Origin of the sequence: Magnetovibrio sp. PR-2 (assembly GCF_036689815.1) — a bacterium.
GTDB lineage: Bacteria > Pseudomonadota > Alphaproteobacteria > Rhodospirillales > Magnetovibrionaceae > Magnetovibrio.
Window position 1 is genome coordinate 58,496 of the sequence record NZ_JBAHUR010000009.1, and the last position, 23,959, is coordinate 82,454.

At 56.6% G+C, this 23,959-nt stretch carries 16 protein-coding genes and 1 pseudogene; 13 read left to right on the forward strand and 4 right to left on the reverse strand.

Annotated features, from left to right (window positions below; genetic code table 11):
• The first annotated feature begins 100 nt into the window (after nt 1–100).
• Nucleotides 101–1,354, forward strand: a complete 1,254-nt coding sequence (gene tyrS, locus V5T82_RS11895; protein ID WP_332895862.1) for a tyrosine--tRNA ligase — start codon at nt 101–103, stop codon at nt 1,352–1,354.
• On the opposite strand, the gene V5T82_RS11900 is transcribed toward tyrS, so the two are convergent.
• On the reverse strand, nt 1,355–4,756 hold the full coding sequence (locus tag V5T82_RS11900; protein ID WP_332895863.1) for a YhdP family protein: 3,402 nt from the start codon (nt 4,754–4,756) through the stop codon (nt 1,355–1,357). It lies immediately after the preceding gene.
• Between the two features lie 30 nt (nt 4,757–4,786).
• Here V5T82_RS11900 and V5T82_RS11905 point away from each other — a divergent pair, with 30 nt between their 5' ends.
• The 6 genes from V5T82_RS11905 (at nt 4,787) to V5T82_RS11930 (ending at nt 11,440) form a co-directional block, all read left to right on the forward strand.
• Complete coding sequence (locus V5T82_RS11905) at nt 4,787–7,804, forward strand: bifunctional [glutamine synthetase] adenylyltransferase/[glutamine synthetase]-adenylyl-L-tyrosine phosphorylase (RefSeq protein WP_332895864.1); 3,018 nt, start codon at nt 4,787–4,789, stop codon at nt 7,802–7,804.
• Nucleotides 7,805–7,886: 82 nt separating this feature from the next.
• The gene (ppk2, locus tag V5T82_RS11910; protein ID WP_332895865.1) at nt 7,887–8,900 is read left to right on the forward strand and encodes a polyphosphate kinase 2; all 1,014 of its coding nucleotides are present in this window, start codon (nt 7,887–7,889) and stop codon (nt 8,898–8,900) included.
• Between the two features lie 17 nt (nt 8,901–8,917).
• Nucleotides 8,918–9,382, forward strand: a complete 465-nt coding sequence (gene bcp, locus V5T82_RS11915) for a thioredoxin-dependent thiol peroxidase (protein WP_332895866.1) — start codon at nt 8,918–8,920, stop codon at nt 9,380–9,382.
• Complete coding sequence (locus V5T82_RS11920) at nt 9,382–10,164, forward strand: ferritin-like domain-containing protein (protein WP_332895867.1); 783 nt, start codon at nt 9,382–9,384, stop codon at nt 10,162–10,164. The genes bcp and V5T82_RS11920 overlap by 1 nt, the downstream gene beginning before the upstream one ends.
• Before the next feature lie 67 nt (nt 10,165–10,231).
• Nucleotides 10,232–10,804, forward strand: a complete 573-nt coding sequence (locus V5T82_RS11925) for a flagellar basal body-associated FliL family protein (RefSeq protein WP_332895868.1) — start codon at nt 10,232–10,234, stop codon at nt 10,802–10,804.
• A gap of 18 nt (nt 10,805–10,822) precedes the next feature.
• Nucleotides 10,823–11,440 (forward strand): LysE family translocator, encoded by a 618-nt coding sequence (locus V5T82_RS11930; protein ID WP_332895869.1) that lies wholly within the window; start codon nt 10,823–10,825, stop codon nt 11,438–11,440.
• Nucleotides 11,441–11,444: 4 nt separating this feature from the next.
• Here V5T82_RS11930 and prfB read toward each other — a convergent pair.
• Nucleotides 11,445–12,573, reverse strand: a protein-coding gene (prfB, locus tag V5T82_RS11935) for a peptide chain release factor 2 (RefSeq protein ID WP_332895870.1) whose coding sequence is annotated in 2 segments (ribosomal slippage) — nt 11,445–12,503 and nt 12,505–12,573 — 1,128 coding nt in all. Because the reading frame shifts where the segments join, the coding sequence is not laid out codon by codon here.
• 161 nt (nt 12,574–12,734) lie between these two features.
• Here prfB and V5T82_RS11940 point away from each other — a divergent pair.
• Together V5T82_RS11940 and V5T82_RS11945 are read left to right on the forward strand one after the other, a co-directional pair.
• On the forward strand, nt 12,735–12,944 hold the full coding sequence (locus V5T82_RS11940) for a TA system antitoxin ParD family protein (protein WP_332895871.1): 210 nt from the start codon (nt 12,735–12,737) through the stop codon (nt 12,942–12,944).
• An 11-nt stretch (nt 12,945–12,955) separates the two neighbouring features.
• Nucleotides 12,956–13,231, forward strand: a complete 276-nt coding sequence (locus tag V5T82_RS11945) for a type II toxin-antitoxin system RelE/ParE family toxin (protein WP_332895872.1) — start codon at nt 12,956–12,958, stop codon at nt 13,229–13,231.
• A gap of 6 nt (nt 13,232–13,237) precedes the next feature.
• Here the strand turns inward: V5T82_RS11945 and V5T82_RS11950 are convergent, their stop codons facing one another.
• On the reverse strand, nt 13,238–15,694 hold the full coding sequence (locus V5T82_RS11950; protein WP_332895873.1) for a penicillin-binding protein 1A: 2,457 nt from the start codon (nt 15,692–15,694) through the stop codon (nt 13,238–13,240).
• A 91-nt stretch (nt 15,695–15,785) separates the two neighbouring features.
• Nucleotides 15,786–17,132 carry an N-acetylmuramoyl-L-alanine amidase gene (locus tag V5T82_RS11955; protein ID WP_332895954.1) on the reverse strand — a complete coding sequence of 449 codons (1,347 nt, stop codon included), beginning with the start codon at nt 17,130–17,132 and terminating at the stop codon, nt 15,786–15,788.
• A 630-nt stretch (nt 17,133–17,762) separates the two neighbouring features.
• Here V5T82_RS11955 and V5T82_RS11960 point away from each other — a divergent pair.
• The 4 genes and pseudogenes from V5T82_RS11960 to V5T82_RS11975 form a co-directional block, all read left to right on the forward strand.
• Nucleotides 17,763–20,462 (forward strand): Rne/Rng family ribonuclease, encoded by a 2,700-nt coding sequence (locus tag V5T82_RS11960; protein ID WP_332895874.1) that lies wholly within the window; start codon nt 17,763–17,765, stop codon nt 20,460–20,462.
• A gap of 107 nt (nt 20,463–20,569) precedes the next feature.
• A complete protein-coding gene (locus tag V5T82_RS11965) occupies nt 20,570–22,771 on the forward strand; it encodes a DUF748 domain-containing protein (RefSeq protein WP_332895875.1) in 2,202 nt (733 codons plus the stop codon).
• Between the two features lie 131 nt (nt 22,772–22,902).
• Nucleotides 22,903–23,430 (forward strand): ubiquinone anaerobic biosynthesis accessory factor UbiT, encoded by a 528-nt coding sequence (gene ubiT, locus V5T82_RS11970; protein WP_332895876.1) that lies wholly within the window; start codon nt 22,903–22,905, stop codon nt 23,428–23,430.
• A pseudogene (locus V5T82_RS11975) lies at nt 23,403–23,957 on the forward strand (peptidase U32 family protein); the annotation flags it as partial. The gene ubiT and the pseudogene V5T82_RS11975, both read left to right, overlap by 28 nt.
• Between the last annotated feature and the right edge of the window lie 2 nt (nt 23,958–23,959).

The following is a 23,959-nucleotide window of genomic DNA, read 5'->3' on the forward strand; positions in this document are numbered from 1 at the left end:
CTTGGGAATCGTTGCAGTGCATTGTGCGTTGGCAGTCATTGTGCTAAGTCCCCCAGGAACATGCAAGTCAACATGCAACCTGCCTGGGATAGAGACTAAAATGAGCGAGCCAAAATCCGATTTCCTCAAAACCGTTCAAGAGCGCGGCTACATGCACCAATGTACCGACCTGGACGCTTTGGATAAAAAAGCCACCGACGGGATCGTCACGGCTTATATCGGGTTTGATTGCACGGCACCCAGCCTGCACGTGGGCTCACTGCTGCCCATCATGATGTTGCGCACGCTGCAAAAAACCGGACACAAGCCCATCGTTTTGATGGGCGGCGGCACCACGCTGGTGGGGGACCCATCCGGCAAAGACGAAAGCCGCAAAATGCTGACTGAGGCCGACATCCAAGACAACATGGACGGCATCAAGCAGATCTTTTCCAAATTCCTGACCTTTGGCGACGGACCGACCGACGCCGTGATGGTCAACAACGCCGATTGGCTTAAAGGGCTCAATTACATTGAGTTCCTGCGCGATTTCGGCCCGCACTTTACCATCAACCGCATGATGAGCTTCGATTCCGTGAAGCTGCGTCTGGACCGTGAACAGCCCTTAACGCTGCTGGAATTCAACTACATGATCTTGCAGGCTTATGACTTCTTGGAGCTCAACCGCCGCTCCGACTGCATGCTGCAAATGGGCGGCTCGGACCAGTGGGGCAACATTGTCAATGGTGTGGAGCTCACCCGCCGTGTGGATGCCAAAGAGGTCTTTGGCCTCACCACGCCTTTGCTGACCACCTCTTCGGGTGCAAAAATGGGCAAGACTGCTGCGGGTGCGGTGTGGCTCAACGCCGAACAGCTGTCGCCTTACGACTACTGGCAATACTGGCGCAACACCGAAGACGCCGACGTGGGCCGTTTCCTGCGCTTGTTCACCGAACTGCCCCTGGACGAGATTGCACGCCTGGAAGCCTTGGAAGGCCAAGACATTAATGAGGCCAAAAAGATTTTGGCCGACGAAGCCACACGGATGTGTCACGGTGAAGACGCCGCCATAGCCGCCAAAGCCACGGCGCAAAAGACCTTTGAACAAGGCCAGTTGGGCGGCGATTTGCCCAGCTTCGACATCCCCAAAGCCGAACTGGAAGAGGGCCTTTCCACGTTTGCGGCTCTGGTCAAAGTGGGCTTTTGCAAATCCAATGGTGAAGCCCGCAAGTTCGTGCGAGGCGGCGGCGCGCGCATCAATGACAAACAAATCAAAGACGAAAACCATGCCGTCACACTGAGCGATCTCAACGACGACGGTGTCGTCAAAGTCTCGGCTGGCAAAAAACGCCACGCATTGTTGAAAGCCGTCTAATCAATTGATCGGAGCCGGGGTCACCGGCTCCACCGGGGCGGCCTTAGGCTTTGGCGGGACGGTCGGAATCTCTTTTTCTTTATCCGAGCCCGAGAAGATACCGCGCAGCACACCAGGTGTGAGAACGCTGAGCGGGTTCACCGTGATTTCCACGTTTTCTTTCGTGCCGACCATGGTGTAGGTCGCCGCAAACAGACCGCCGCCTTTTTCCCCGCCGGTGAACAAATCACCAATAATCGGAATTTTACCCAACAGCGCATTGATGGCGTAGGCCGGAACAACGGTGCCTTCAAGGTTCATTAGCTTATTGTCCATGTCCACAGTGCCACTGGCAGTCACGCCGATGGTGGGACCGGATGCACGCGAGCTCACCATTTCCAACTGCCCCCCTTCAAGCTTAAAGGGCGCTTCGAAGATATCGAAGTTCAGGCCTTCTCCTTGAAGCGCGTCCAAAACCCCCGTCAAAGACATGACCCCGATCAACTTCGCAAACGCAGGGGCGTCGATCATGGCGTAATCGGTGACTTTCAAAACACCTTCGAGAGGTGCGTCTTTGGATGGCGATGTATAAGCCGCCTTCAAATCCAGATCGCCGCCCAAGATGTTGTCGTGGAGATCCAGCGCGCGCAAAGACGAGCCCGCATCGTCGGATGTAATGGACAAATAGCGCAAACCATCCCTGTCCGTGTCCAACAGCAGCTCAATTCCCCCGCCGTCACCCACGGCCGCACTGATATCGATTTTCCGCCACCCGCCATTTTCGCGATAAACCGTCCCCACCAGATCGTTCAAGGCCCGGTCTTGGCGCAGTCTGAGGGTGTGAATATCCACGGCCACCGTCAAAGACAACTCATCGTCTTCCAACTTCTTGCGCGGCGGGGCCTCATAAATGCCCAGCATTTCATCCCACAACAATTGAGCATCCAGGCTTTCGCCGCGCAGCACCAATTCCCATGCCCCTTCTATGTCGGGGGTGAGAGAACCCGACACATCCGTGTGTCCGGATTTCATGGTGTTGATATCGATACGCAGCAAGGAGCCGTCATCGGCAAAGAATGCAGAGCCCGCAATATCCATATCCGGCGCCGTCACACCGAACTTTGGAATTTCCTGGGGCTTGTGATTTTTGAGACGCAGCTCAAGCTCGGCGGTACCCGGAACGCCTGTCGGCTTGGCCCATCCGAGTTCCGGTGCAGCAAGCGAGATGTTCGACAAATCCACGCGCGCCGACAGCGCCTCCGTGCCGTTTGAAAACTCGGTGTAATTCACATTGGCTTCGGCACCGCCCGCCATATAGCGCGACAAAATGTCGGGAACCTCAATGCCCAGTGCACTCAGGCTCAACACATCTTCAATGGAGCCGGAAAGTTCGTAGCGGTCACGGAACAAAGCTGCCTCGCGAAAATCGTGCTTCCAATCCAGCTCAATGGGAACAATCCCCAAAACCGCTTCACCCGTAAGCGCCAATCCGTCGTTATCGACATTTAATTTCAGGTCGCCTTTGGACAAATCTTTTTTGAACAAAGCCTCTTGAATGCTGCCGTCAGCAACGGTGGCGTTGGCTTTGGCGACAACGTCGCTGGCTTTTAAATCCAGCAACAGCGGCAAAGACAATTTTACATTCCCCTTGGCCGCCCCGCCAACATTGCCGGGCTTGATCCCCAGTTCCGATGCAAAAGCCAAAGGCTCATAATCAATCAGCTCCAGCACCGCTTGCACAGGGCCTTCAACATTGATGTCAATATGGGCCTCGGCGGTGTCTTCTTGCAATTTGGTCAAATCAATGGTGCCGCTTGTAACCGAAAGGCCTTTGTATCCCTTACCTTCAAAAACTTCGATGTTGAATTCATCGGCATTAAACGTGGCGCGTCCCCTAGCCTGGGTCGCAGGCGGCATGGGGGAGAGATAATCCACCGTCAAGCCACCGCCGCGGACTTCACCGGACAAGTTTTCCAAAACGATTGCCCCGTCAGCATCGACATTCAAAGACGCCTCAATGGTTGCGTCCTCAGCCACGCCATCGCGCAAATTCGGCACCACCCAATCGCGCGCGTCTATGGCCAGACTTTGCGGCCAAAGATCGTTCAAATCGTTAAAAGCGACACCCGCAATTTGGCCCTTGATATCGATCCCAAGCTCCGAGCGCCCTGCGCCCAAGCCATCGATGAGGGCAGAGACCAAAGCCCTTGGCCCCTGGCCCAGCTCCAGCTCTAAACGACGCACATCCAGCAGGCCTTGATCGCCATAAAAGCTCAGCTCTGTTTTCAGTTCGCGAATTTCATATTCATGGTTCACTGGGGCGGGAATGTGGAACGTTTCACCTTTGGGCAAATTGATCGTCAGGTCGTCTAGTTTTACGGATTGTGTGCCGCCTTCGAAATGTCCTTTGGCCGACAAACCGTCAACGCCAAGGCGCTGGGCCCACGGCAAGGCATTGAGCTCAGCCGCGACATTAACCGGCAACGCCAAGTGCCCTGCCCCGCCCTGCACGTCGAAGTCCACACCTTCAATCACACCGTCTTGGAGCATGCTCAGGGTCAACGTGCCGTTCAGCGGCAAATCCACGGTTGCCAGCATGGGCACACTTTGCACCAACTCTGTAAAGTCAGCGGGGACAAGGCCGTCCACCTGGACACCTAAGTCGATCTGTTTGTCCGCCAAGGTGTACGTCCCCATGACGGTGATCCCGGCGCTATGGTTTGCGCCTTTCAGGGTCATATCCAATTCAGCTTCCAGACCGCCGTCCACCCGAATGAAATCGGCAGAGGTCTCGGAAGCCTGCCACAGCGATCCTTCGGCCTTGTCTTCATAGATCAGTTGCCCATCCACCACAGAGATGCGTTTGAGGTAACTCAACGCTTGGTCCGGATTGGGGTCTTGCAGCATCAATAAAATCAATGACGCCACCAAGTCGCCTTCTTTGGCGGCGGTTTGTTGCGCCTGTTCAAAACCCAAGGCAAATTGTCCATCCGCCAGGCGTTCCACATGGAAAGTCGGACCGAAAAATTCGATTGAACGCGGGGCCACATTGCCTTTCAGCAAAGCTTCGGCGCTAAGCGACAACGAGACCTCGGGAACCGTCGCAACCACTTGTCCGTCGGGCAGCGACGTCTGCAGATTGACGATACGGATGTCCAAGGTCCGTTCCCACCCGGCCCAGGTCAAAATGGTGTCTTCCACCTCCAGGGCGATGGCGTCTTTGTGCACTTCGCTCAGCGCATTTTGAATATACGGCGTCAAAAAGCCAATCGACACGGGCCCGGACGCCAAACGCCACGCCACCAACAGCACAGCCACCAGCAAGCCGACGCCCAATCCGCCGATAATTTGAAACAGGCCTCTGACGACGCGTTTGATCAGTGGACTCAATCCTTTTGCCGGGGCATGCTGCTGGAAAATCATCTGCAACAGGCTCGAGGTCTAAAACTGCACATGCAGCTATTCGAATTTTCGCCCCAAAACATTCCTGCACCAGCCGATCAAGACCGTGTCGAAACGGGGTGGGAGCGCTTTTTCGAAGCCGCCCAAAAACAGGCCGAAGACCATCCAGAAGTGTTGGACTTCGTCCAATCTCTCAAATCCGACGCTGCAGGCGCTAAACTTGCCGCTGCCGTATTCGGAAACTCCCCGTTTCTTAGCGCATGCTGGCTCAATGATCCACTGTTCACCAAAGACTTATTGGAAAAAGGTCCCTTTGCCTGTCGCGATCAAGTGCTGGCAGCCACACGAGAACAAAGCCGCGAACTGGACGAAGCGGGCCTAAAACGCCATTTGCGCATCCAAAAGCGCCGAATCGCGCTGAGTGCGGCTTTGGGGGACATCACAAACACCTGGGGGCTGTTCGACGTCACGGGCGCCCTTTCCGACTTTGCCGACGCAGCCACTTCTGCCGCCAGCACCCATTTGCTAAAAACCCTGGAAAACCGGGGAAAAATCAAACTCAAAAACCCACAAAACCCGGAAGTTGGGTCTGGTTTGGTGATTCTCGGCATGGGCAAACTTGGCGGGCGGGAGCTCAATTATTCCTCCGATATCGACCTCATCGTGCTTTACGACCCGGACATCGTCGAAACCGACGATCCCTTCAGCCTGGGCCAGAGCTTCGTGCGCCTCGCCAAGGGCTTGGTGAGCCTTTTGGATGAGCGCACCGACGAAGGCTATGTGTTTCGCACCGATTTGCGTCTACGCCCGGACCCGGGCTCGACCCCGCTGGCCATGTCGACCCACGCGGCGGAGGTCTATTACGAAAGCATCGGCCAAAACTGGGAACGCGCCGCCATGATCAAGGCTCGCCCCATCGCCGGCGATATCGAAGCGGGCGAAGCGTTTTTGGCCCACTTAAAACCGTTTGTGTGGCGCAAAAACCTGGATTTCGCCGCAATCCAAGACATTCAGTCCATCAAACGCCAAATCAACGCACACAAGGGCGGCACCGACATCAAGCTCAAGGGCCACAATGTCAAACTGGGTCGGGGCGGCATTCGCGAAATCGAATTTTACGCCCAAACCCAACAGCTGATCTGGGGTGGACGAGAACGAAACCTGCGCGTCATTCCAACCTTGGAAGCCCTGGACGCCCTGGTCGAAGCAGGCCACGAGCAAAAGCGCAACACCGATGTCCTGGCCAAGGCCTATCACTACCTGCGTCGTGTCGAACATCGCCTGCAAATGGTCGCCGACGAACAAACCCATTCCCTGCCCGAAGACGAAGACAGCCTCACTGCCATCGCCATATTCCTGGGTTACGACAGCCTTGAAAGTTTTGCTGACGAGTTGTTGCAGACCCTGCATCAAGTCGAAAAGCTCTACGCCGACCTGTTCGCCGAAGGTGATCAGTTGTCCGCCAGTGGCGCTGATGGCGGCAACTTGGTCTTTACGGGTGGCGAAAGCGATCCCGAAACGCTCAAAACCTTGCGCGATATGGGCTTCAAGAATGCCGAAGCCCTGGACAACGCCATTCGCGGTTGGCACCACGCGCGCTACCGCTGCACACGGTCTGAACGCTCGCGCGCGATTTTGACGGAACTGATGCCGTTGATCCTGTCCACCATGGCCGACACGGCGGAACCGGATCAAGCGTTCTTGCGTTTCGATAAGTTCTTGAGCCAACTGCCGGCCGGCGTGCAGCTGTTTTCCATGTTCCAAAGCAATCCGCAGATGCTGGAGCTGATCGCCGAGATTTTGGGCACGGCACCGCGCTTGGCCGAACACTTGGCACAAAAGGCCAATATTTTGGACGGCGTGCTGACCCCCGGTTTCTTGGAAGAACCCCCGTCCAGCGAAGAGATGCGCGAAGACTTAACCCACCTGTTGGAAGACGCCTCGTGCATGGAAGAAGTCCTGGACTTGGCCCGTCGCTGGACCAAGGACCGTAAGTTCCAAGTGGGTGTGCAGGTTCTCAAGGGCACCATTACGGAACGCGAAAGCCAACGGGCTTTGACAGGTGTCGCCGAAACCATCTTGAACACGCTCCAGCCCCTGGTCGAAGAGGAGTTCGCCATCCGCCATGGCCGCGTCAAAGGGGGCGCTATGTCCGTGGTGGCGTTCGGAAAGCTCGGCAGCGGCGAAAAAACGCCCACGTCGGATATGGACATGACCTTCATCTACACCTTTGACGAAGGCGAAACCACCTCAGACGGCGACAAGCCTTTGGCCGTCAGCCAATACTTCGCCCGCTTGAGCCAACGTCTCATCAATGCCCTGTCCGCACAAACGGCGGAAGGCATGCTGTACGAAGTCGATATGCGCCTGCGCCCCAGCGGCAACGCAGGCCCCATCGCAACGTCATTAGCCGCGTTCAAGCAGTACCAAAAAACCGATGCCTGGACCTGGGAACACATGGCGCTGACGCGTGCGCGCGCCTTAACCGGACCCAAGACGCTGCGTGACGAGATCGAAGCCGAAATCAACAAAGTGCTCACATCACAGCGCGACACGGACAAGCTGGTCGTCGATGTGTCCGACATGCGCACCCGCATGGACAAAGACCGCCACACAGATATCCCCTGGGAAATTAAAAACTATCGCGGCGGCTTGGTGGATATTGAATTCATCTCGCAATATCTGCAGCTCAAATATGGGGCAGAACATCCGGACGTGCTTCACCCGACCACCCGGATCGCGCTGAAAAACTTGCGCGACGCCGGGCTTTTGGACACTACCACCGCGAACAAATTGGTGCAGACTTTGGACATATGGCACGCGTTGCAAGGCCTGTTGCGTTTGACCGTCACCGCGGCGTCCCGCGCCACCAGCAACTACGAAATGCCCCGAAGCCTGCAAGAACAGGTCTGTCGCATCATTGGATCTGAGAATTGCGGCCAGGCCGGAACCTTCATCAAATCCACCGCCAACTGGGTGCATGGGACGTTTCAAGTCCTCATTGACCAACCCGCTGAGCCTTTGCGCGAACACGTGAAATCAGATTTAAAACGGGCCACCGGGAAATAACACTTTTATTTGTGTTATTTGTAGAAGAGGCGTAGAATCCCTCCCGGCGTAAGACGAAAAAAACCGGGATAGGAGAATGCTCATGGCAGACGGCGATATCAAAGCTACCGAAAAGGCCAAACCAAAAGCTAAGGCAAAGGCCAAAGCCAAAACACAAGAAAAAGCCGCCACCAATCCTGACCCGGAGCCCAAGGCACGTCCTCATGTGGCGCATCCCAGTGTGCACAAGGGCCACGCCCTGTTACAGCATGACAAAGCGGTCAAGAAAGGCAAACGCGCGCCCTTGCCGCCGAACTATCCCTACAAAACCCGCATGCGCCGCCCCCAATACGAAGCGCGCAAGCAAGAGCTTCAGATCGAGCTGCTCAAAGTTCAAAACTGGGTCAAAGACACCGGACAGCGCGTGTTGTGCATCTTTGAAGGCCGCGATGCGGCGGGTAAAGGCGGCACCATCAAACGCTTTACCGAACACTTAAACCCCCGCGGTGCGCGTGTGGTTGCTTTGGAAAAACCCACCGAAGAAGAACGCGGCCAGTGGTATTTCCAACGCTATACCGAACAGCTGCCGACCAAGGGTGAAATCGTGTTCTTTGACCGCTCCTGGTACAACCGTGCAGGTGTGGAACGGGTCATGGGGTTCTGCTCGCCTGCGGAATACATGGAATTCATGCGCCAAGTGCCGGAGTTTGAACGTATGTTGGTGCGCTCGGGCATTCGCTTGTTCAAGTTCTGGTTCTCGGTCTCGCAAGAAGAACAGCTGCGCCGTTTCCAATCGCGTCAACAAGACCCGCTCAAGCACTGGAAACTCAGCCCCGTCGATGTGGAAAGCCTGGATCGTTGGGACGAATATTCCGAAGCCAAAGAAAGCATGTTTTTCTATACCCACACGGCCGATGCCCCGTGGACAGTGGTGCGCTCGGACGACAAGAAACGCGCGCGCATCAACTGCATTCGCTATTTCCTCGACAGCGTGCCTTACCCCGGCAAGGACGACGAAGTGAACATTACGCCTGATCAGCGTCTTGTCGGTGCGGCGGATACGTTCTATGAAACATTGGATGACTTCGACCCGGAGAAAAAGAAACTCCGCATCTGATCGTGTAAAGGAATGACATGAGCGTAACAGTCGGCGATAAAGCCCCTGCATTCGACCTGCCCACCGACGGTGGTGGGCAGGTCAAACTCTCCAGCCTCAAAGGCAAAACCGTGGTGTTGTTTTTCTATCCGAAAGCCTCCACCCCGGGCTGCACCAACGAAGCTAAAGACTTCACCGCCTTGGCCAAAGACTTCGAAAAAGCCGGAGTCGTCGTCTTAGGCGCGTCCAAAGACACGGTCAAACGCCAAGACAATTTCAAGGCTAAGAACGACCTGTCCATGGCGTTGCTGTCCGACGAAGAGGGCACGCTGTGCGAAGCCTATGGCGTTTGGGTGTTGAAGAAAAACTATGGCCGCGAATACATGGGGATTGAGCGCTCTACGTTTGTGATCGACGCCAAAGGCAAAATCGTCGCCGAATGGCGCAAGGCCCGGGTGAAAGGCCATGCCGAAGAAGTCTTGGAACTCGTAAAGAGCCTCTGATGCCGACCACCCTCACCGATGCTGCTTGCGAGGTTTTGCTGACGCCTGACCCGGCTGAAAAAGTACGCCTGACGTATGCCTACGCCAAAGCTTGGCGGGACGGTGAGATTGCTGAACTCGGCGACAGCTTCCCCACGGACCGCCCTGCACGCCCCGCCAAGCCCATACTGTGTCAACCCGGCGAAATGCCCAAGCGGTCCACCGGGGGCGGCAAGCGGCGCATCAATTTGATCCACGCCATCGCCCACATCGAACTCAACGCCATCGACTTGGCCTGGGACGCGATAGCACGGTTCGGCCCTGACTTGCCCAAGGGCTTTTGTGACGACTGGGTTCAAGTGGGCGCGGACGAAGCGCTGCATTTTGAACTGTTGGAAAAACGCCTGAACGAACTGGACGCCACCTATGGCGATCTGCCCGCCCACGACGGGCTGTGGGAAGCTGCTGTCAACACCGCCGACGACGTTTTGGCACGCATGGCCTTAGCGCCCATGTTGCTGGAGGCGCGGGGCTTAGACACCACGCCCGCGACGGTCAAACGGTTGCGCGCCAATGGCGATGACGCCACCGCTGACATTATGGAGCGCATCGGCGAAGAAGAAATCGACCATGTCGCCGCCGGGGTACGCTGGTTTGAATATGTATGCAACCAACGCACGCTCGACCCCGTCCCGACGTTCAAAGGCTTGGTGGCTGCGCGCTTCAAAGGCCAAATCAAACCGCCGTTCAATATCGAAGCGCGAAACCGTGCAAATATGGATGCTTTATATTATCAAGCTTGAAAGTAACCGCCCAGAAGGCTAGAAAATCAGGGCCTGGGGCCAGGCGTAGGATTGAGGGACGAAATCCATGAGCGACGACGCAAAAGCGCCGGAAGATCAAAACGAAGACCCGAAAGACGCCGAAAAGGCTGATGAGGCTGAGACTAAGGCTGAAGACGCATCTGAAGACGGCAGTGACGAAGCTGAAGGCGAAGCTCCGAAAAAGAGCAAACTCAAGTTCATCATTATCGGGGTTGTCGCCGTTTTGTTGATCGGCGGCGGCGCAGGTGCTTATTTCATGGGCCTGTTCAGCTCTGAAAAGCCCCACGAAGCGACCCTCATGATGCCCGGCCCGCCCACCTACCATGAACTGGGCACAGTCACCGTCGACCTCAAACCAGAACAAGGCCGTCCGCGCCCGTTTATCCGCGTGACGTTTACCGCAGAATTGCAAGGCGAAGCCGGCAAAACAGCCGCTGCAGAACACGAAGTCAAAATCAACGACGCGATCCGCTCGCACCTGCGCACCGTATCGCCCAGTGATTTGAGCGGGGAAGAAGGCACAGAACGCCTGCGCACCGACCTGACCATCATCATCAACCGCGTCATTGCGCCCCAACACTGCATCACAGTACTCTATCAAGATCTGATGATCCGCTAACGTCGATGCGAGGCTGCCGTGTCTCCTGAAAGTGCTCTGGCCTTTTTTCTGGCTGTGTTTGTGTTCAGCATTACACCTGGAGCAGGTGTCTTCGCGATCTTGGCGCGCGCCTTGACGCAAGGGGCAGGTTCTTGCTGGGGCTTGGCCATCGGCATGGCCATCAGCGATATTCTATACCTCATCGCAGCGTGCTTTGGCTTGGCCGCCATCGCCACCCACTTCAATGAAGTTTTCATCGCCGTTCGCATTCTCGGTGCGGCGTACTTGATTTATCTCGGTTGGAAAATGTGGACGGCCCCTGTGGATTTGTCCATGGAAGACGGCCATTCTAGGCGCACCGGATTTTGGCTCACCTTCATGCAGGGTTTCTTGATTTCCGGCTCCAACCCCAAAGTGATTTTGTTTTACATCGCCTTTTTGCCAACGTTCATGGACATCTCGGCGCTCGGCACCTTCGACATCGCTTTGGCGAGCGTGCTTACACTGATCGCCTTAACGATGGGCCTGATGCTCATCGCCTTTTTTGCCGCCAAAGCGCGCGGCTACTTCAAAAGCGAAAAGGCCATGAAACGGCTTAATCGGGGTGCCGGATCGGTGATGATGGGCGCGGGTGCGTTTTTAGCTGGGCATAACTGAGGCGTTAGTCGATATCTTCGACAGCCCCACCACCGCCTTGAACGCGGTGCGCCAGTGCGGCTTCCATGAACTGATCCAGATCGCCGTCCAGCACAGCAGACGTGTTCGACGTTTCCACGCCCGTGCGCAAATCTTTCACCATTTGATATGGCTGCAAGACGTAGGAGCGAATTTGGTGACCCCAACCGATGTCGGTTTTGGCGTCGTGCTCGGCTTGGGATGCCTCTTCACGCTTGCGCAGTTCTTCTTCGTACAAACGCGCGTTCAACATTTTAAACGCCGCAGCCCGGTTTTTGTGTTGAGAGCGGTCGTTTTGACACTGCACCACAATGCCGGTGGGCAAGTGGGTGATGCGAATGGCGGAATCCGTCTTGTTCACGTGCTGACCGCCCGCGCCGCTTGCCCGGTAGGTATCGACCCGCAAGTCTTTGTCTTCGTATTGGACTTCAAAATCGTCGTCGATTTCCGGATAGACCCAGACGGAGGTAAAGCTGGTGTGACGGCGGGCGGACGAATCATAAGGCGAGATGCGCACCAAACGGTGCACACCGGATTCCGTCTTCATCCAACCATAGGCGTTTTCACCGGAAATCTTGATGGTGCACGATTTGATCCCCGCTTCCTCACCTGGGCTTTCTTCCAGCCACTCGGTTTTGTAACCGTGCTGTTCGGCCCAGCGCACATACATGCGCGTCAGCATCTCCGCCCAGTCCTGGGCCTCGGTGCCGCCGGCACCGGCGTGAACCTCAAAATAACAGTTATTGGCGTCCGCTTCGCCGGACAGCAGGGTCTGCAACTCAGCCTTGCCCGCACGCTCTTTGGCGGCCATCAGGGAGGCTTCGGCCTCAGATATGATGTCGTCGTCGCCTTCCGCCTCACCCATTTCGATGAGCTCGATGTTGTCGTTGAGATCAGCCTCAAGGCCGTCGATTTCTTTGATCAACCCGTCCAGCTTGGTGCGCTCTTTCATCAAGGCCTGGGCCTTGGCGGCGTCGTTCCACAGCTCCGGATCTTCGGCCAAAGCGTTCAGTTCTTCTAGACGCAGAACAGCTTGGTCGTAGTCAAAGATGCCTCCTCAACAGTTCCACCGACTGTTTGAGGTCTTGAGTAATCGCTTCGATCTCGGCACGCATGGAGCGGGAGTTCCTTTTGGTGTTGGGTTTGTTGGAGTGTTTTTAGCGGGAAGGTGGAGACAGAACAAGACGCAAGTGAAATTTGTTTACCTCACACTCACAAGGTTCCCTTTTGGTCTATTTTGGATTAATATGCTGCCTATAAAATGCAGGAGACCAAAATGCCCATCAACGTTAAACTCCCCGAAGACTTCGTTGCGACGGCGAAACGTCATGGCCAGTTGGAGCATCGTTCTGTGCCCAAGCAGATTGAGCATTGGTCTCAGGTCGGTAAAATTGCGGAGGAAAACCCGGACCTGCCCTATGCGTTGATCAAAGACATTTTGATGGCGCGCACAGAAGACGCCGACGAAGAGTATGTGTTTGACTGAGGCTGCGTGAAATGCTTCCCCCCCTCATCACCCCAACATTCAAACGCGCGTTGAAGCGGTTGCACAAGCAAGACAAAGCCGCATTGGATGAAGCCGTGCGCTCCGTTCTCGCCGAGCCCGAAATTGGGGAACCCAAGGTCGGCGATTTGGCAGGTGTGCGCGTCTACAAATTCAAACTGAACCACCAGCTCGCCCTGTTGGCTTATGAGGTTTTGGAGCTGGACGGCGTGGTCAAACTGCTGGCGCTGGGATCGCACGAAAACTTCTATCGCGACCTGAAACGCTGAGTACGACTAATACAACCCACCCGTCCCCGCAGCAGGCGCTTCACCACTAGCACTTTCCGTACCCGGCGTACCCGGGCCACCCAAAACTTGTGTGTTGGACGTCGGCACGGTGCCGGGTTTGAAGGCTTCCAAGATCACACCGCGTTTGCCGTTGGTGGGCAGGCCTGTGGTGGCGTTGACGCGGACCATGTGGATGCCCGGCGGAATCCGGAAGGGAATGGGCTTTTGCTTTTCCAGCGCCCCCTTCATGAAGTCGCGGAAGATCGGTGACGCGACCGAGGCGCCTTGTTCGCGCGGGCCCAGTGAACGCGGCTCGTCAAAGCCCGTAAACACACCCACGGCCAAGTCGGGCGAAAAGCCGATGAACCAGGCATCCAAGGCATCGTTGGTGGTGCCCGTCTTACCGCCAAGCGGTTTGCCCACGGCCCGCACACGACGGCCCGTGCCGCGCTGCACCGTGCCTTCCAACATGGAAACCATCTGATAGGCACTGGCCGGGTCGGTGACGAGCGCGCGGTTGTCTTCGAGCTCAGGCACCTCTTGGCTCGTCCACGACACGGCTTGGCAGCCATTGCAGGCGCGCCCGTCGTGGCGGTAGACGATTTGGCCGTTGCGGTCTTGGATTCGATCCACAAAGGTCGGCGCGATGCGCTTGCCGCCGTTGACCAGCATGGCATAAGCCGAAGTCAGATCGAGCAGCGTGGTTTCGCCAGAGCCCAGCGACATGGCAAGTTGTTCAGGCATTTTGTCAATGATGCCAAAACGCTCCGCGTACTCAGAGATCTTTTCCATGCCCACGGTTTGCGCCAAGCGCACGGTCATCAAGTTGCGCGACTTTTCAATGCCGAGCCGCATGGTCGACGGCCCGTAGAATTTTTTGGTGTAGTTGGCCGGACGCCACTTGGGCAGGCCTGGGCCTTGGTCGATCACAAACGGCGCGTCCAAGATCAGTGTCGACGGCGTAAAGCCTGCATCCAAAGCCGCCATGTAGACGAAAGGTTTAAACGCCGAGCCCGGTTGGCGTTTGGCCTGGGTGGCGCGGTTGAATTCGGACATGTCGTGGCTGAACCCGCCCGACATGGCCAAAACGCGCCCGGTGTGCGGATCCAAGGCCACGATGGCCCCTTGGATTTCCGGAATTTGGCGCAGCGCAAAGGTATTGGGCGGATATGCGATGGTCTCTTGCGCGTTGTCTTTGCCTTGGGTGTACGTCAACACAGGCTCGACCGCGATGACGTCGCCGACCTGTAAGACATCGCCAGGCTTGCGCACCACAGGCCCGCGTTTTTCACCCTTGAGCCACGCGCGGCCCCATTTGAGTTCGCGCAACGGCACGGTGGCTTGGCCGGTTCCTTTGACAAGAATGGTGGCGGCTTCGTCGTCCAACGCTTTGACGACGGCCAGCTTCCATTCGCCTAAGCCCTTGGGCGGTTCCATCTGGTTAATCGTCGCAACAAAGTCCACATCGCCTTCGATGCGGCTGAGCGGCCCACGCCAACCGTGACGGCGGTCGTAAGCGATCAAGCCGTCGTGCAAGGTCTTTTCGGCGATGGCCTGCAAGCGTGGCTCCAACGTGGTGTGCACGCTCATGCCACCGGTATAAAGCCCGTCTTTGCCGTACTTGTCATAAAGCTCGCGACGGACTTCTTCGGCGAAATAAGGGGCATTGAAGTATTCGGTTTCGGCGCGGTTCACCACGTCCAGAGGCTGGCGCTTGGCGCGGCTGGCTTCGGCGGCGGTGATGTAGCCGTCTTCGGTCATGCGACCGATTACCCAGTTGCGGCGGATAATGGCGGCGTCGCGCTTGCGCACCGGGTGGTAGTTGGTCGGCGCTTTCAACAGCGCGGCCAAATAGGCAGACTCCGCAATGGTCAGTTCGTCCAAAGACTTATTGAAGTAATTCAGCGCCGCAGCGGCGATACCGTAGCCCCGGCCCAAATAGACTTCGTTGAGATACAATTCCAAAATCCGGTCTTTGGTGAACGCGCGCTCAATCCGAAACGCCAAGATGGCTTCTTTGATTTTGCGTTCATACGACACTTCGTTAGTGAGCAAGAAGTTTTTGGCGACCTGTTGCGTGATGGTACTGGCGCCGACAGGACGACGGCCAGAGCCATAGTTTTTGATGTTGGTCAAAACCGCACGCGTGAGACCCAACGGGTCGATACCGGGATGTTCGTAAAAGTGTTTGTCTTCCGCCGCCAAGACCGCATGGATCACGCGGCGCGGCATGGCGCGTACAGGCACGAACACGCGCTTTTCTGTGGCGTATTCGGCCAACAAACGCCCATCGCCCGCATGCACGCGGGTCATCACCGGCGGCTCATAGTGCGCCAGTTGTTTGTAATCGGGCAGGCCCTGGCCGAAATGCCAAAAAACATAGACACCGGCCCCGGCAGCGGCAAAGCCACCGAACAGGACCAATCCCAACAAGACCAAAATGATTTTCAATAAACGCTTCATAGGACTACAAGCTACGCAATTCCAGGCGCGACCTCAATAGCCGCCAATTGTGTCTCATATATGACAGTATATTAGAGCCTTAGGTGAAAATTTAGTGGATGCGCGCTTCCTGCGTGCCTTTGAAATGCTTGTCGATGCCGCGCACAATGGCTTCGGCCATCTTTTGGCGGTACGTCTTGCTTTTCAAATTGCGCTCGTCTTGGCGGTTCGACAAGAAGCCCATTTCTATAAGGATAGACGGCATGTCCGGAGCCTTGAGCACGGCAAACCCGGCAAACCGGTGCGTGTTGCGCAAAAGCTTGACCTCGGAGCGCATGGACGTGACCAACGATTGGGCGAAACGCGCCGATTGGTTCATGGTTTCGCGCTGGGCCAAGTCCAATAAGATATTGGTGACGTCTTTGCTTTCAGTCGACAGATCAATACCCGCGATCAAATCGGCTTTGTTTTCCTTGGCAGCCAGTTTCGCGGCCTCTTTATCCGAGGCACGCTCAGACAAGGTATAAACCGACATCCCGCGCGTGCGTTTGTTTTTCACCGCATCGGCATGGATAGAAATGAACAAATCCGCCTTTGCCCGGCGTGCAATGCGGACCCGATCGCGCAAACGCAGGAAAATATCGCGCGTCCGCGTCAGCTTGGCGTCAAAACGCCCCGTTGCGTTTAATGTGCGCGCCAACTGTTTGGCCATGGCCAAGGTGATGTGCTTTTCATAGGTCTTCGCCGTGCCGATAGTACCCGGGTCCACACCGCCGTGACCGGCGTCAATCACGATAACACGCTTGCCCGGCGCTGATGGACGGCGCGGCGGCAACGACGGGTTGGTGCTTTGCGGCGGTGCGGGAACGGCCGCAGGGGTGGCTTTCACCTCCGGAGCCTTCGGCGGGCTCACTTTTGCGACCAATTCGTCCAAGCTTTTGCGGGCTTTGGCGCGTTGAGCAGCTAAACGTTCCAGAAATTGCGTTTCCGAAGTCGGAGCCAAATCCATCACCAAGCGCCAGTTTTTGTTGGCACCGGGTTTCAGCACGAAGCTCTGTTGAACATTGACCGGACCTTTGACGTCCAACACCATGCGCGACGTGCCCGGTGTGAACAGGCCATAGCGCATGCGGCTCAAGACACCCTTGTTTTCGGGAACCGTCTTGTTGCCCAACTGCCAGTCAACTTCTGGTAGGTTGAGAACCACACGGTAGGGATCGGGCAGTGTGAAGACTTCAAACTTCACCTCGCGGCTCAAATCCAAAACGATCCGGGTTTGCTTGGCGTGCTGGCCGACGCGCACATCGGACACCACGGTTTGGGCCTTGTTCGGCGCGTCGAGCGCAGAGGCGGACAAACCCGCCACAGCCAACACGCAGCCCACCAATACCCCGCCCCAAATCTTCAGAACTGAGTGTCGAGTGGTCGAGCGTGTCAATTTACGCGAAAAAAAGGCCATAAAGGTCAAGCCCGGCTCCTGGTGGTCATGCGGCACAATCATCGGACATTTTAACGATTAAACACCCTTTGCGCCTTAAAAACATGCATCGCGCCCTGCGAACAATCCAAGATTGTTCAGGGCGTCAAAACAGATAGATCATTTATCTGATTGTGAAATCAATTTACTACCGTTATCTTAACCTCAGCCAATAATCTGAGGGGAGAGTCTCGATTTTTTATCGAATCCCTGAACCTATTGGTTTTAAACAAGTTTTCTGCAGGCGCGGAAAGCGGATGGCGGTGAACACAGCCTTAGGCGTAGCTGGCACAAACGGATAAATCCGTTCAGTTGGTGAAACCCACTCAAGAATTTGCTGTTTCACCGCCGTGTGGTTCCGCCATGTAAGCCCAGGGCTAAGCCCGGCATTGGTTAAAGGAATACCCCCGCAAAACCGCGCTTGCGTATTGAGTGAAGGTTTCAACCCTATGCTTGCCAAAAGCGCGCAAGCCGCACTGACAATTGTAACCGATGTCCTGGGGACAACGGCCAATTTTGTGCGCGCGCACGGCAGCTACAAGAACTGTGTATCCCCGACCCCGTTTGCCTTGACAGACGCCGATCCCGGATGCGCACGGAGTTCCCAATTCCATGACCAAACGCATGCTAATCGATGCGGCCCACCCGGAAGAAACGCGGGTCGCACTCGTTGATGGACATCAACTTGAAGATTTCGACGTCGAAGTTTCGTCCCGCCGCCAACTTAAAGGCAACATCTACCTCGCCAAAGTCGTCCGTGTGGAGCCCTCGCTTCAAGCGGCTTTTGTAGACTATGGCGGAAACCGTCACGGTTTCTTGGCGTTTAGCGAAATCCACCCCGATTATTACCAAATCCCGGTCGAAGACCGCTCTGGCGAAGAGCTCGAAGACGAGGCAAACATCATTGATGTCGAGCCCGAAGAGGTCGTCGTCGAAGCTGAGGCCTCTGAAGACGTTACAGAAGAAACGTCTGAAGACGCTGGTGAAGATAGCACCGACGACGAAGAAAAACCCGACGGCGAAATCGCTGCCGACATTGCTCCTGAACCGTTTGTCCCCGAAGACGCCCCTGAAGAAGAGGCTGCTGAAGACGCTGCAAGCGAAGAAGAAGCTCCGGCTGAAGAAGCATCGGCTGAAGACGCTGCAGCTGAGGCCTCTGAAGAGGCTCCGGCGGAACAAGCCCGCGAAGACGCTCCCCAAGACGCTGAAGACGAAGACGTCGAAACCGTCGGCGGTGATGAAAGCGACGAGGTCGAAGAGACCAAAACCCGCCGCCACAACCACAAAAACTACAAAATCCAAGAAGTCATCAAGCGCCGTCAGGTCTTGTTGGTCCAAGTCGTCAAGGAAGAGCGCGGCAACAAGGGTGCAGCGCTCACCACCTATATTTCCTTGGCGGGCCGCTATTGCGTGCTGATGCCGAACACGTCTCGCGGTGGCGGGATTTCGCGCAAAATCACCAACTCGGCCGACCGCAAATCCTTGAAAGCCATTTTGTCGAGCTTGGACATTCCGCCGGGCATGGCCGTCATTCTGCGCACCGCAGGGATTGGCCGGACCAAGGCTGAAATCAAGCGCGATTTTGAATACCTGATCCGTTTGTGGAAGAACGTGCGCGATTTGACGCTGCAATCCACGGCGCCGACCCTGGTCCATGAAGAAGGCGATATTGTGCGCCGATCGATCCGCGATCTATACACCCGCGACATTGACGACATTCAAGTCGAAGGCGAAGGCGCATACAAAGCCGCCAAAGAATTCATGAAGCTGTTAATCCCCAGCCACGCGCGCAAGGTCAAACAGTACAAAGATGTTTCCGCACCGCTGTTTCGCAGCGCCGGTGTCGAAAACCAACTCGATGCCATCCACAACCCGGTGGTGAACCTGCCGTCCGGCGGTTACTTGGTGATCAACCCGACCGAAGCTTTGGTGTCCATCGACGTCAACTCCGGCCGCTCCACCAAAGAACGCAACATCGAAGAAACCGCGGTGAAAACCAACTTGGAAGCTGCCGACGAAGTGGCGCGCCAGTTGCGCCTGCGCGACTTGGCCGGCTTGGTGGTCATCGATTTCATCGACATGGACATCAACCGCAACAATTCGCAAGTTGAGCGGCGCATGAAAGAAGCGCTGAAGCATGACCGTGCGCGCATCCAAGTGGGCCGCATCAGCCCGTTTGGCTTGTTGGAAATGTCGCGCCAGCGCCTGCGTCCGAGCTTGATCGAAACCTCTTCCGAGCCCTGCCCGCATTGTGGCGGCACCGGCATTCGCCGCTCCACCGAAAGCACCGCTTTGGTGGTTTTGCGCGCCATTGACGAAGAAGGTGCGAACCGCCGCGCGTCCGAACTGACCGTTCACGTGCCGACGTCGGTTGCGCTCTATATCTTGAACCACAAACGCGACGCCTTGGCCGAATTGGAAGCCAAGTACGACATGCGTGTAATCATGGCCAGCGATGATTCGCTCATCCCGCCGGACCTGCGCTTGGAACGCACCAAAAATCTCGGCGGAGAAACCATTTCCGAAATGGTTGCCACCGTACGTCCCGAAGGCAACGAAGACAGCACCCGTCGCCGCCGTCGCCGTCGCCGGGGCCGCAAACGCGGTGACGAGGGTGAAAACACCGAAATGCAAGACACCGTCGAAACCAAAGACAACACGAACGGTGATGAAGACGGTGAAGACGGCAAAGGCCGCCGCCGCCGTCGCTCGCGCCGGGGTGGACGCCGTCGCCGTCGCACTGGTGAAGGCGCAGAAGAGGCCACGGAAAACTTAGAATCCGGCGAGTCTGAAGAAAGCGAAGCCGCGTCCGAAGACGGTGAAACGCGTGAGGGTGAAGAAAAACCCAAACGCCGCCGCCGCTCACGCCGCCGCAAACCCGCTGACGCCGAAGACGGTGCAGAAACCAAAGAAGCCTCCAGCGAAGACGCTGAAGGTGAAGACGGCGAAGAAAAGCCCAAACGTCGTCGCCGTTCGCGCCGTCGCCCCAAATCGTCCGACACCGGCGATGAAGCCAAAGCGGCAGAGGCCGCCGAAAGCTCTGAAAGCTCTGAAGACACGTCTGGCGCTGATGAAGGCGAAGAAAAGCCCAAACGCCGCCGCACCCGTTCGCGTCGCAAAAAAGCCGACGAGGGTACGGAGGAAGCCCCGAAAGAAGCGGCAGCTGAGGCGGCTGCTGAACCCAAGGTGGAAACGCCTAAGGTTGAGGCTCCGGCTGAAGAGCCCAAAGCCCCCGTGACAGGTGTTGAAACCGTCGTCGTGGGTGAAGTGGAAGACAAACCCAAACGCAAGGGCTGGTGGAACTTAGGCTAACAGCCACTGCACTTTAATTACTGAAACGGGGGCCAACGCGTTGTGCGTCGGCCCCCGTTTTGTCTAAGCTGTCTTCCGCCGCGTTTCGAAAGAGGGATTTGAAGCCCATGGGTGTTACCACAACCAAAACCACGCCACATAAAAAGCTCCGCATTGGTGGCGCAATTGCCCTTGCTCTTGTGGGACTCGTTGTCCTCACATTGATGATTGCCGCGCCCATCACGGCCAAGCTTGCAGGTGATGAATTGAAGGCCATGGGCTTTCAGCCGAAGGGGTTAGAGACCTTGGAGGTGGATTGGTGGAACCAACATGTTCGCCTGGGCCCCGTGTCTCTGGCACGCGAAAACGAACCGCCTCTCGGCATGGAACGGCTGGTGTTGCACTACGACCTGGGCGCCTTGTGGGACCGGCGCATCTTGGTCCACCGCATCGAAATCGAAGGCATTGAGCTCAGCGTTGTCCGTGAGGCAAACGGCGCCATCCGGCTCAACGACGTAGTTTTACCGATGGCCGCCAAAACGCCAACACCAGTACCTGAGCCAACGCAGTCCAAGCCTTGGCTTCCCGGCCTCAATCAATTGACACTCGCCAACAGCCGCATCGACTTTGTTGATGAAGCCGCAGGTGTGAACGCTTCTGTCCAATTGGAACAGGTGAGCTTAGAGAACTTTTTCGGCTGGCAACCGGACCAATCCGGGCGCTATGACATTGCCGCGAACATTAACGACATGGATTTAAAGGTCAGTGGCACGGCAAAACCGTTCGCAAGCGCGTTGGCGGCAAATAGCAAGGGCCGTTTGTCCGGAATTTCCCTCAAGCGGCTCGCATCCCTGGTGAAACTGCCCGAATTCGGCCCCCTGGAAGCAGGCGGCGCATTGGTCTGGGAACTGCAGCTGGATTTAGACGCGGACATGGCTGTGCGCGTTCAAAGTGACGTGCGCTTAGAAGGGGTTGAGGCGAACGTCGGCGACGGCGGAGCTGTCGCAAAAATCAGTGCCCTGGCGCTTGAGAACGTGAACGTAGCCCTTGACGACAAAAATGGGTTGGATGTGCAGATCGCGCGCATCGGCGGTGAAGGCTTAGAGCTGAACGTCACCGAAAAGATTGCAACGCTTGAAATGCCCCAATCCGCACAAGAGCCGGCCTCGCAACAAGACGAAGAGGCCAAACCCTTCCGTTTCCGTGTTGACCGTGTCGAGTTGGACAACGCTAGCCAGATCACCTATGGCGATGGATCCCTAACCCCACCGTTCAAAGTTCAGTTTGATTTTGAAACCTTGTCCATTGAAAACATCGCCAGCGACAATCCCGACCAGCCCACCACGGTCGCGCTGCAGGGAAAAATCAACCAGTTCGCCCCTGTGGCCGTTACTGGCTGGGTCAAACCCTTAGCCGAACAACTGTCATTTGACGTCAACAGTTCGCTAAAAACGTTGGAGCTGCCCGCGTTTTCATCCTTTGCGGCCAAATCCGTCGGCATGCACTTAGACGGCGGGCGCTTGGCCGTTGACGGAGCGGGCAAAGTCGTCGGCGGGCAACTTGATGCCAAAGTGGATATCGGTCTGGACAAGCTCACCTTCACGCCCTTGTCCGATGAGGATCGCCAGAAATTATCCGACACCGTCGGCATGCCCGTAGAGACCGTCATCGGTCTGTTGGAAGACGGCGATGGGCATATCGGCATCACCCTGCCCGTCACGGGGGACATGGACAAACCGGAATTTGATCTCAGCAACGCCATCAACCAAGCGGTGGGCGGCGCCGTGAAGGCTGCCGCAGGTGGAATCTTCAAGGTTTTGTTCCCACCGGCGGCTCTGATCTCGCTCATTGCCGAAGCGGAAGACGGCAGCGTCAACTTTAAGCCCGCAGTCTTCCCTGCCGGACAAGACACTTTGGCCGCAGCCACCAAAACCCACGCCGATCAGTTGGCCTTGGTGCTGAAAGAGCGTCCCAAGCTGGGCATTCGCATGTGCGGTCGCACGACCGGTGCCGACCAAGCGGCCCTCACCGCTCAAGCTTACGCTGACGCCTTGGCTCAAAAAGTCGAACAGGCGGCCAAGGCTGATCCACAAGCAACGACGCCTCAAACGCCCCCTGTTGAACACAAACCGCAGTTGAGCGCAGACGAAAAACAATCCGTGGACAAACAGGTTCTCGCCAAGCTTGAAGAAATGGCTGTGAGCCGGGCGCGCATGACCAAACAATACCTCATCGACCAACACGCCATTGACGCCGGTCGTTTGGCGGAATGCCGCAGCTTCTTTGATGCCAAGGACACACAAGCCCCCCGGGTGGACGTCACGTTCTGATCTGCGCTGAACCGCATTCTTGATCGAATGGTGCTCAATTCAACGTGAATAGCCCTTTGCCTCACCCGCCCGTTACTACAAGCTACACACTTAATTTGTAGTTTATCATCATTCCAAGGTGAAAATACGAGATGTTTGCGCCACCATCATCTTCCTCTGGGCCCAAGCCTGCGCTGTCGCCAATCCTCATCGGCGGCTTGGTTGCACGCCCCCTGCCCCCGTCCATTTTACAGCCTGCATTAACCGCTGCTATGGCGACGTTGAACAGCCGACATCCGGGCTTGTTCGAGCGGCTGTCGGATTTGAAGACCCCAGTTTATCTGATCGATCCGGTCGACTTACCACTGGTTTTTATCCTCAACGCCAATGCCGACAAGCCCACGTTAACGGCCAAGCGCACGCCGGACGGCACCGATACCGTCGCCACCGTGCGCGGTCCGTTATTGAAGCTGCTGGAGCTTTTGGAAGGCCGCACAGACGGCGATGCCCTGTTCTTTTCACGCGACTTGGTTATCGAGGGTGACACCGAAGCCGTGGTGGCGTTGCGCAATGCCGTGGACGGCACGGAAATCGATTTGTTAAACGAAGTGGCGGGTGGCTTTGGCCCCCTCTCCGCCCCCGTGCGCGGACTGCCGCAGCGCTGGGGGTGGATTGCGTGATCTTGGCCGACATTGGGCTGTGTCATTATGCAGCTGAAAAACACCCGGACCTGCGCCGCCACCTGTCTGTACAGGCGTCTGCCTCTAACCCAGATTCCATCAACTTTTATGTGGACGCGTTTGGGGTGAAGCGTGTGGTGCTTCCGCGCGTGTTGAGCGTTCAAGAAATCACTGCGCTCAATCAAAAGATCGATGTGGAAACCGAAGTCTTTGTCTTCGGCGGCCTGTGTGTCATGGCTGAAGGGCGCTGTCAGCTGTCGTCTTATGCTACGGGTGAATCCCCGAATATCAATGGTGTGTGTTCCCCCGCCGCCGAAATGCTGCCCGAGCTGATGGAAGCGGGCGTCACGGCTTTGAAGATCGAAGGCCGCCAACGCGGTCGTGCCTATGTGGGGCAAGTGGTTTCCGCCTTCCGCCAAGCGGTCGACGCGGTTAAGGCCGGACAGGCGGCCCCTCCGCTAAACCTGCAAAACATCACCGAGGGACAAGCTAAAACCTCCGGCGCTTATGACAAGACTTGGCGTTGAGA

Excerpts from the sequence above, each read along its gene's own strand:
- V5T82_RS11925 (WP_332895868.1), top strand. The coding sequence starts at position 10,232 with ATGAGCGACGACGCAAAAGCGCCGGAAGATCAAAACGAAGACCCGAAA.
- V5T82_RS11950 (WP_332895873.1), bottom strand. The coding sequence starts at position 15,694 with ATGAAGCGTTTATTGAAAATCATTTTGGTCTTGTTGGGATTGGTCCTG.
- ubiT (WP_332895876.1), top strand. The coding sequence starts at position 22,903 with ATGTTTGCGCCACCATCATCTTCCTCTGGGCCCAAGCCTGCGCTGTCG.
- bcp (WP_332895866.1), top strand. The coding sequence starts at position 8,918 with ATGAGCGTAACAGTCGGCGATAAAGCCCCTGCATTCGACCTGCCCACC.
- ppk2 (WP_332895865.1), top strand. The coding sequence starts at position 7,887 with ATGGCAGACGGCGATATCAAAGCTACCGAAAAGGCCAAACCAAAAGCT.
- V5T82_RS11945 (WP_332895872.1), top strand. The coding sequence starts at position 12,956 with ATGCTTCCCCCCCTCATCACCCCAACATTCAAACGCGCGTTGAAGCGG.
- tyrS (WP_332895862.1), top strand. The coding sequence starts at position 101 with ATGAGCGAGCCAAAATCCGATTTCCTCAAAACCGTTCAAGAGCGCGGC.
- V5T82_RS11960 (WP_332895874.1), top strand. The coding sequence starts at position 17,763 with ATGACCAAACGCATGCTAATCGATGCGGCCCACCCGGAAGAAACGCGG.
- V5T82_RS11965 (WP_332895875.1), top strand. The coding sequence starts at position 20,570 with ATGGGTGTTACCACAACCAAAACCACGCCACATAAAAAGCTCCGCATT.
- V5T82_RS11920 (WP_332895867.1), top strand. The coding sequence starts at position 9,382 with ATGCCGACCACCCTCACCGATGCTGCTTGCGAGGTTTTGCTGACGCCT.
- V5T82_RS11955 (WP_332895954.1), bottom strand. The coding sequence starts at position 17,132 with ATGGCCTTTTTTTCGCGTAAATTGACACGCTCGACCACTCGACACTCA.
- V5T82_RS11905 (WP_332895864.1), top strand. The coding sequence starts at position 4,787 with ATGCAGCTATTCGAATTTTCGCCCCAAAACATTCCTGCACCAGCCGAT.
- V5T82_RS11900 (WP_332895863.1), bottom strand. The coding sequence starts at position 4,756 with ATGATTTTCCAGCAGCATGCCCCGGCAAAAGGATTGAGTCCACTGATC.
- V5T82_RS11940 (WP_332895871.1), top strand. The coding sequence starts at position 12,735 with ATGCCCATCAACGTTAAACTCCCCGAAGACTTCGTTGCGACGGCGAAA.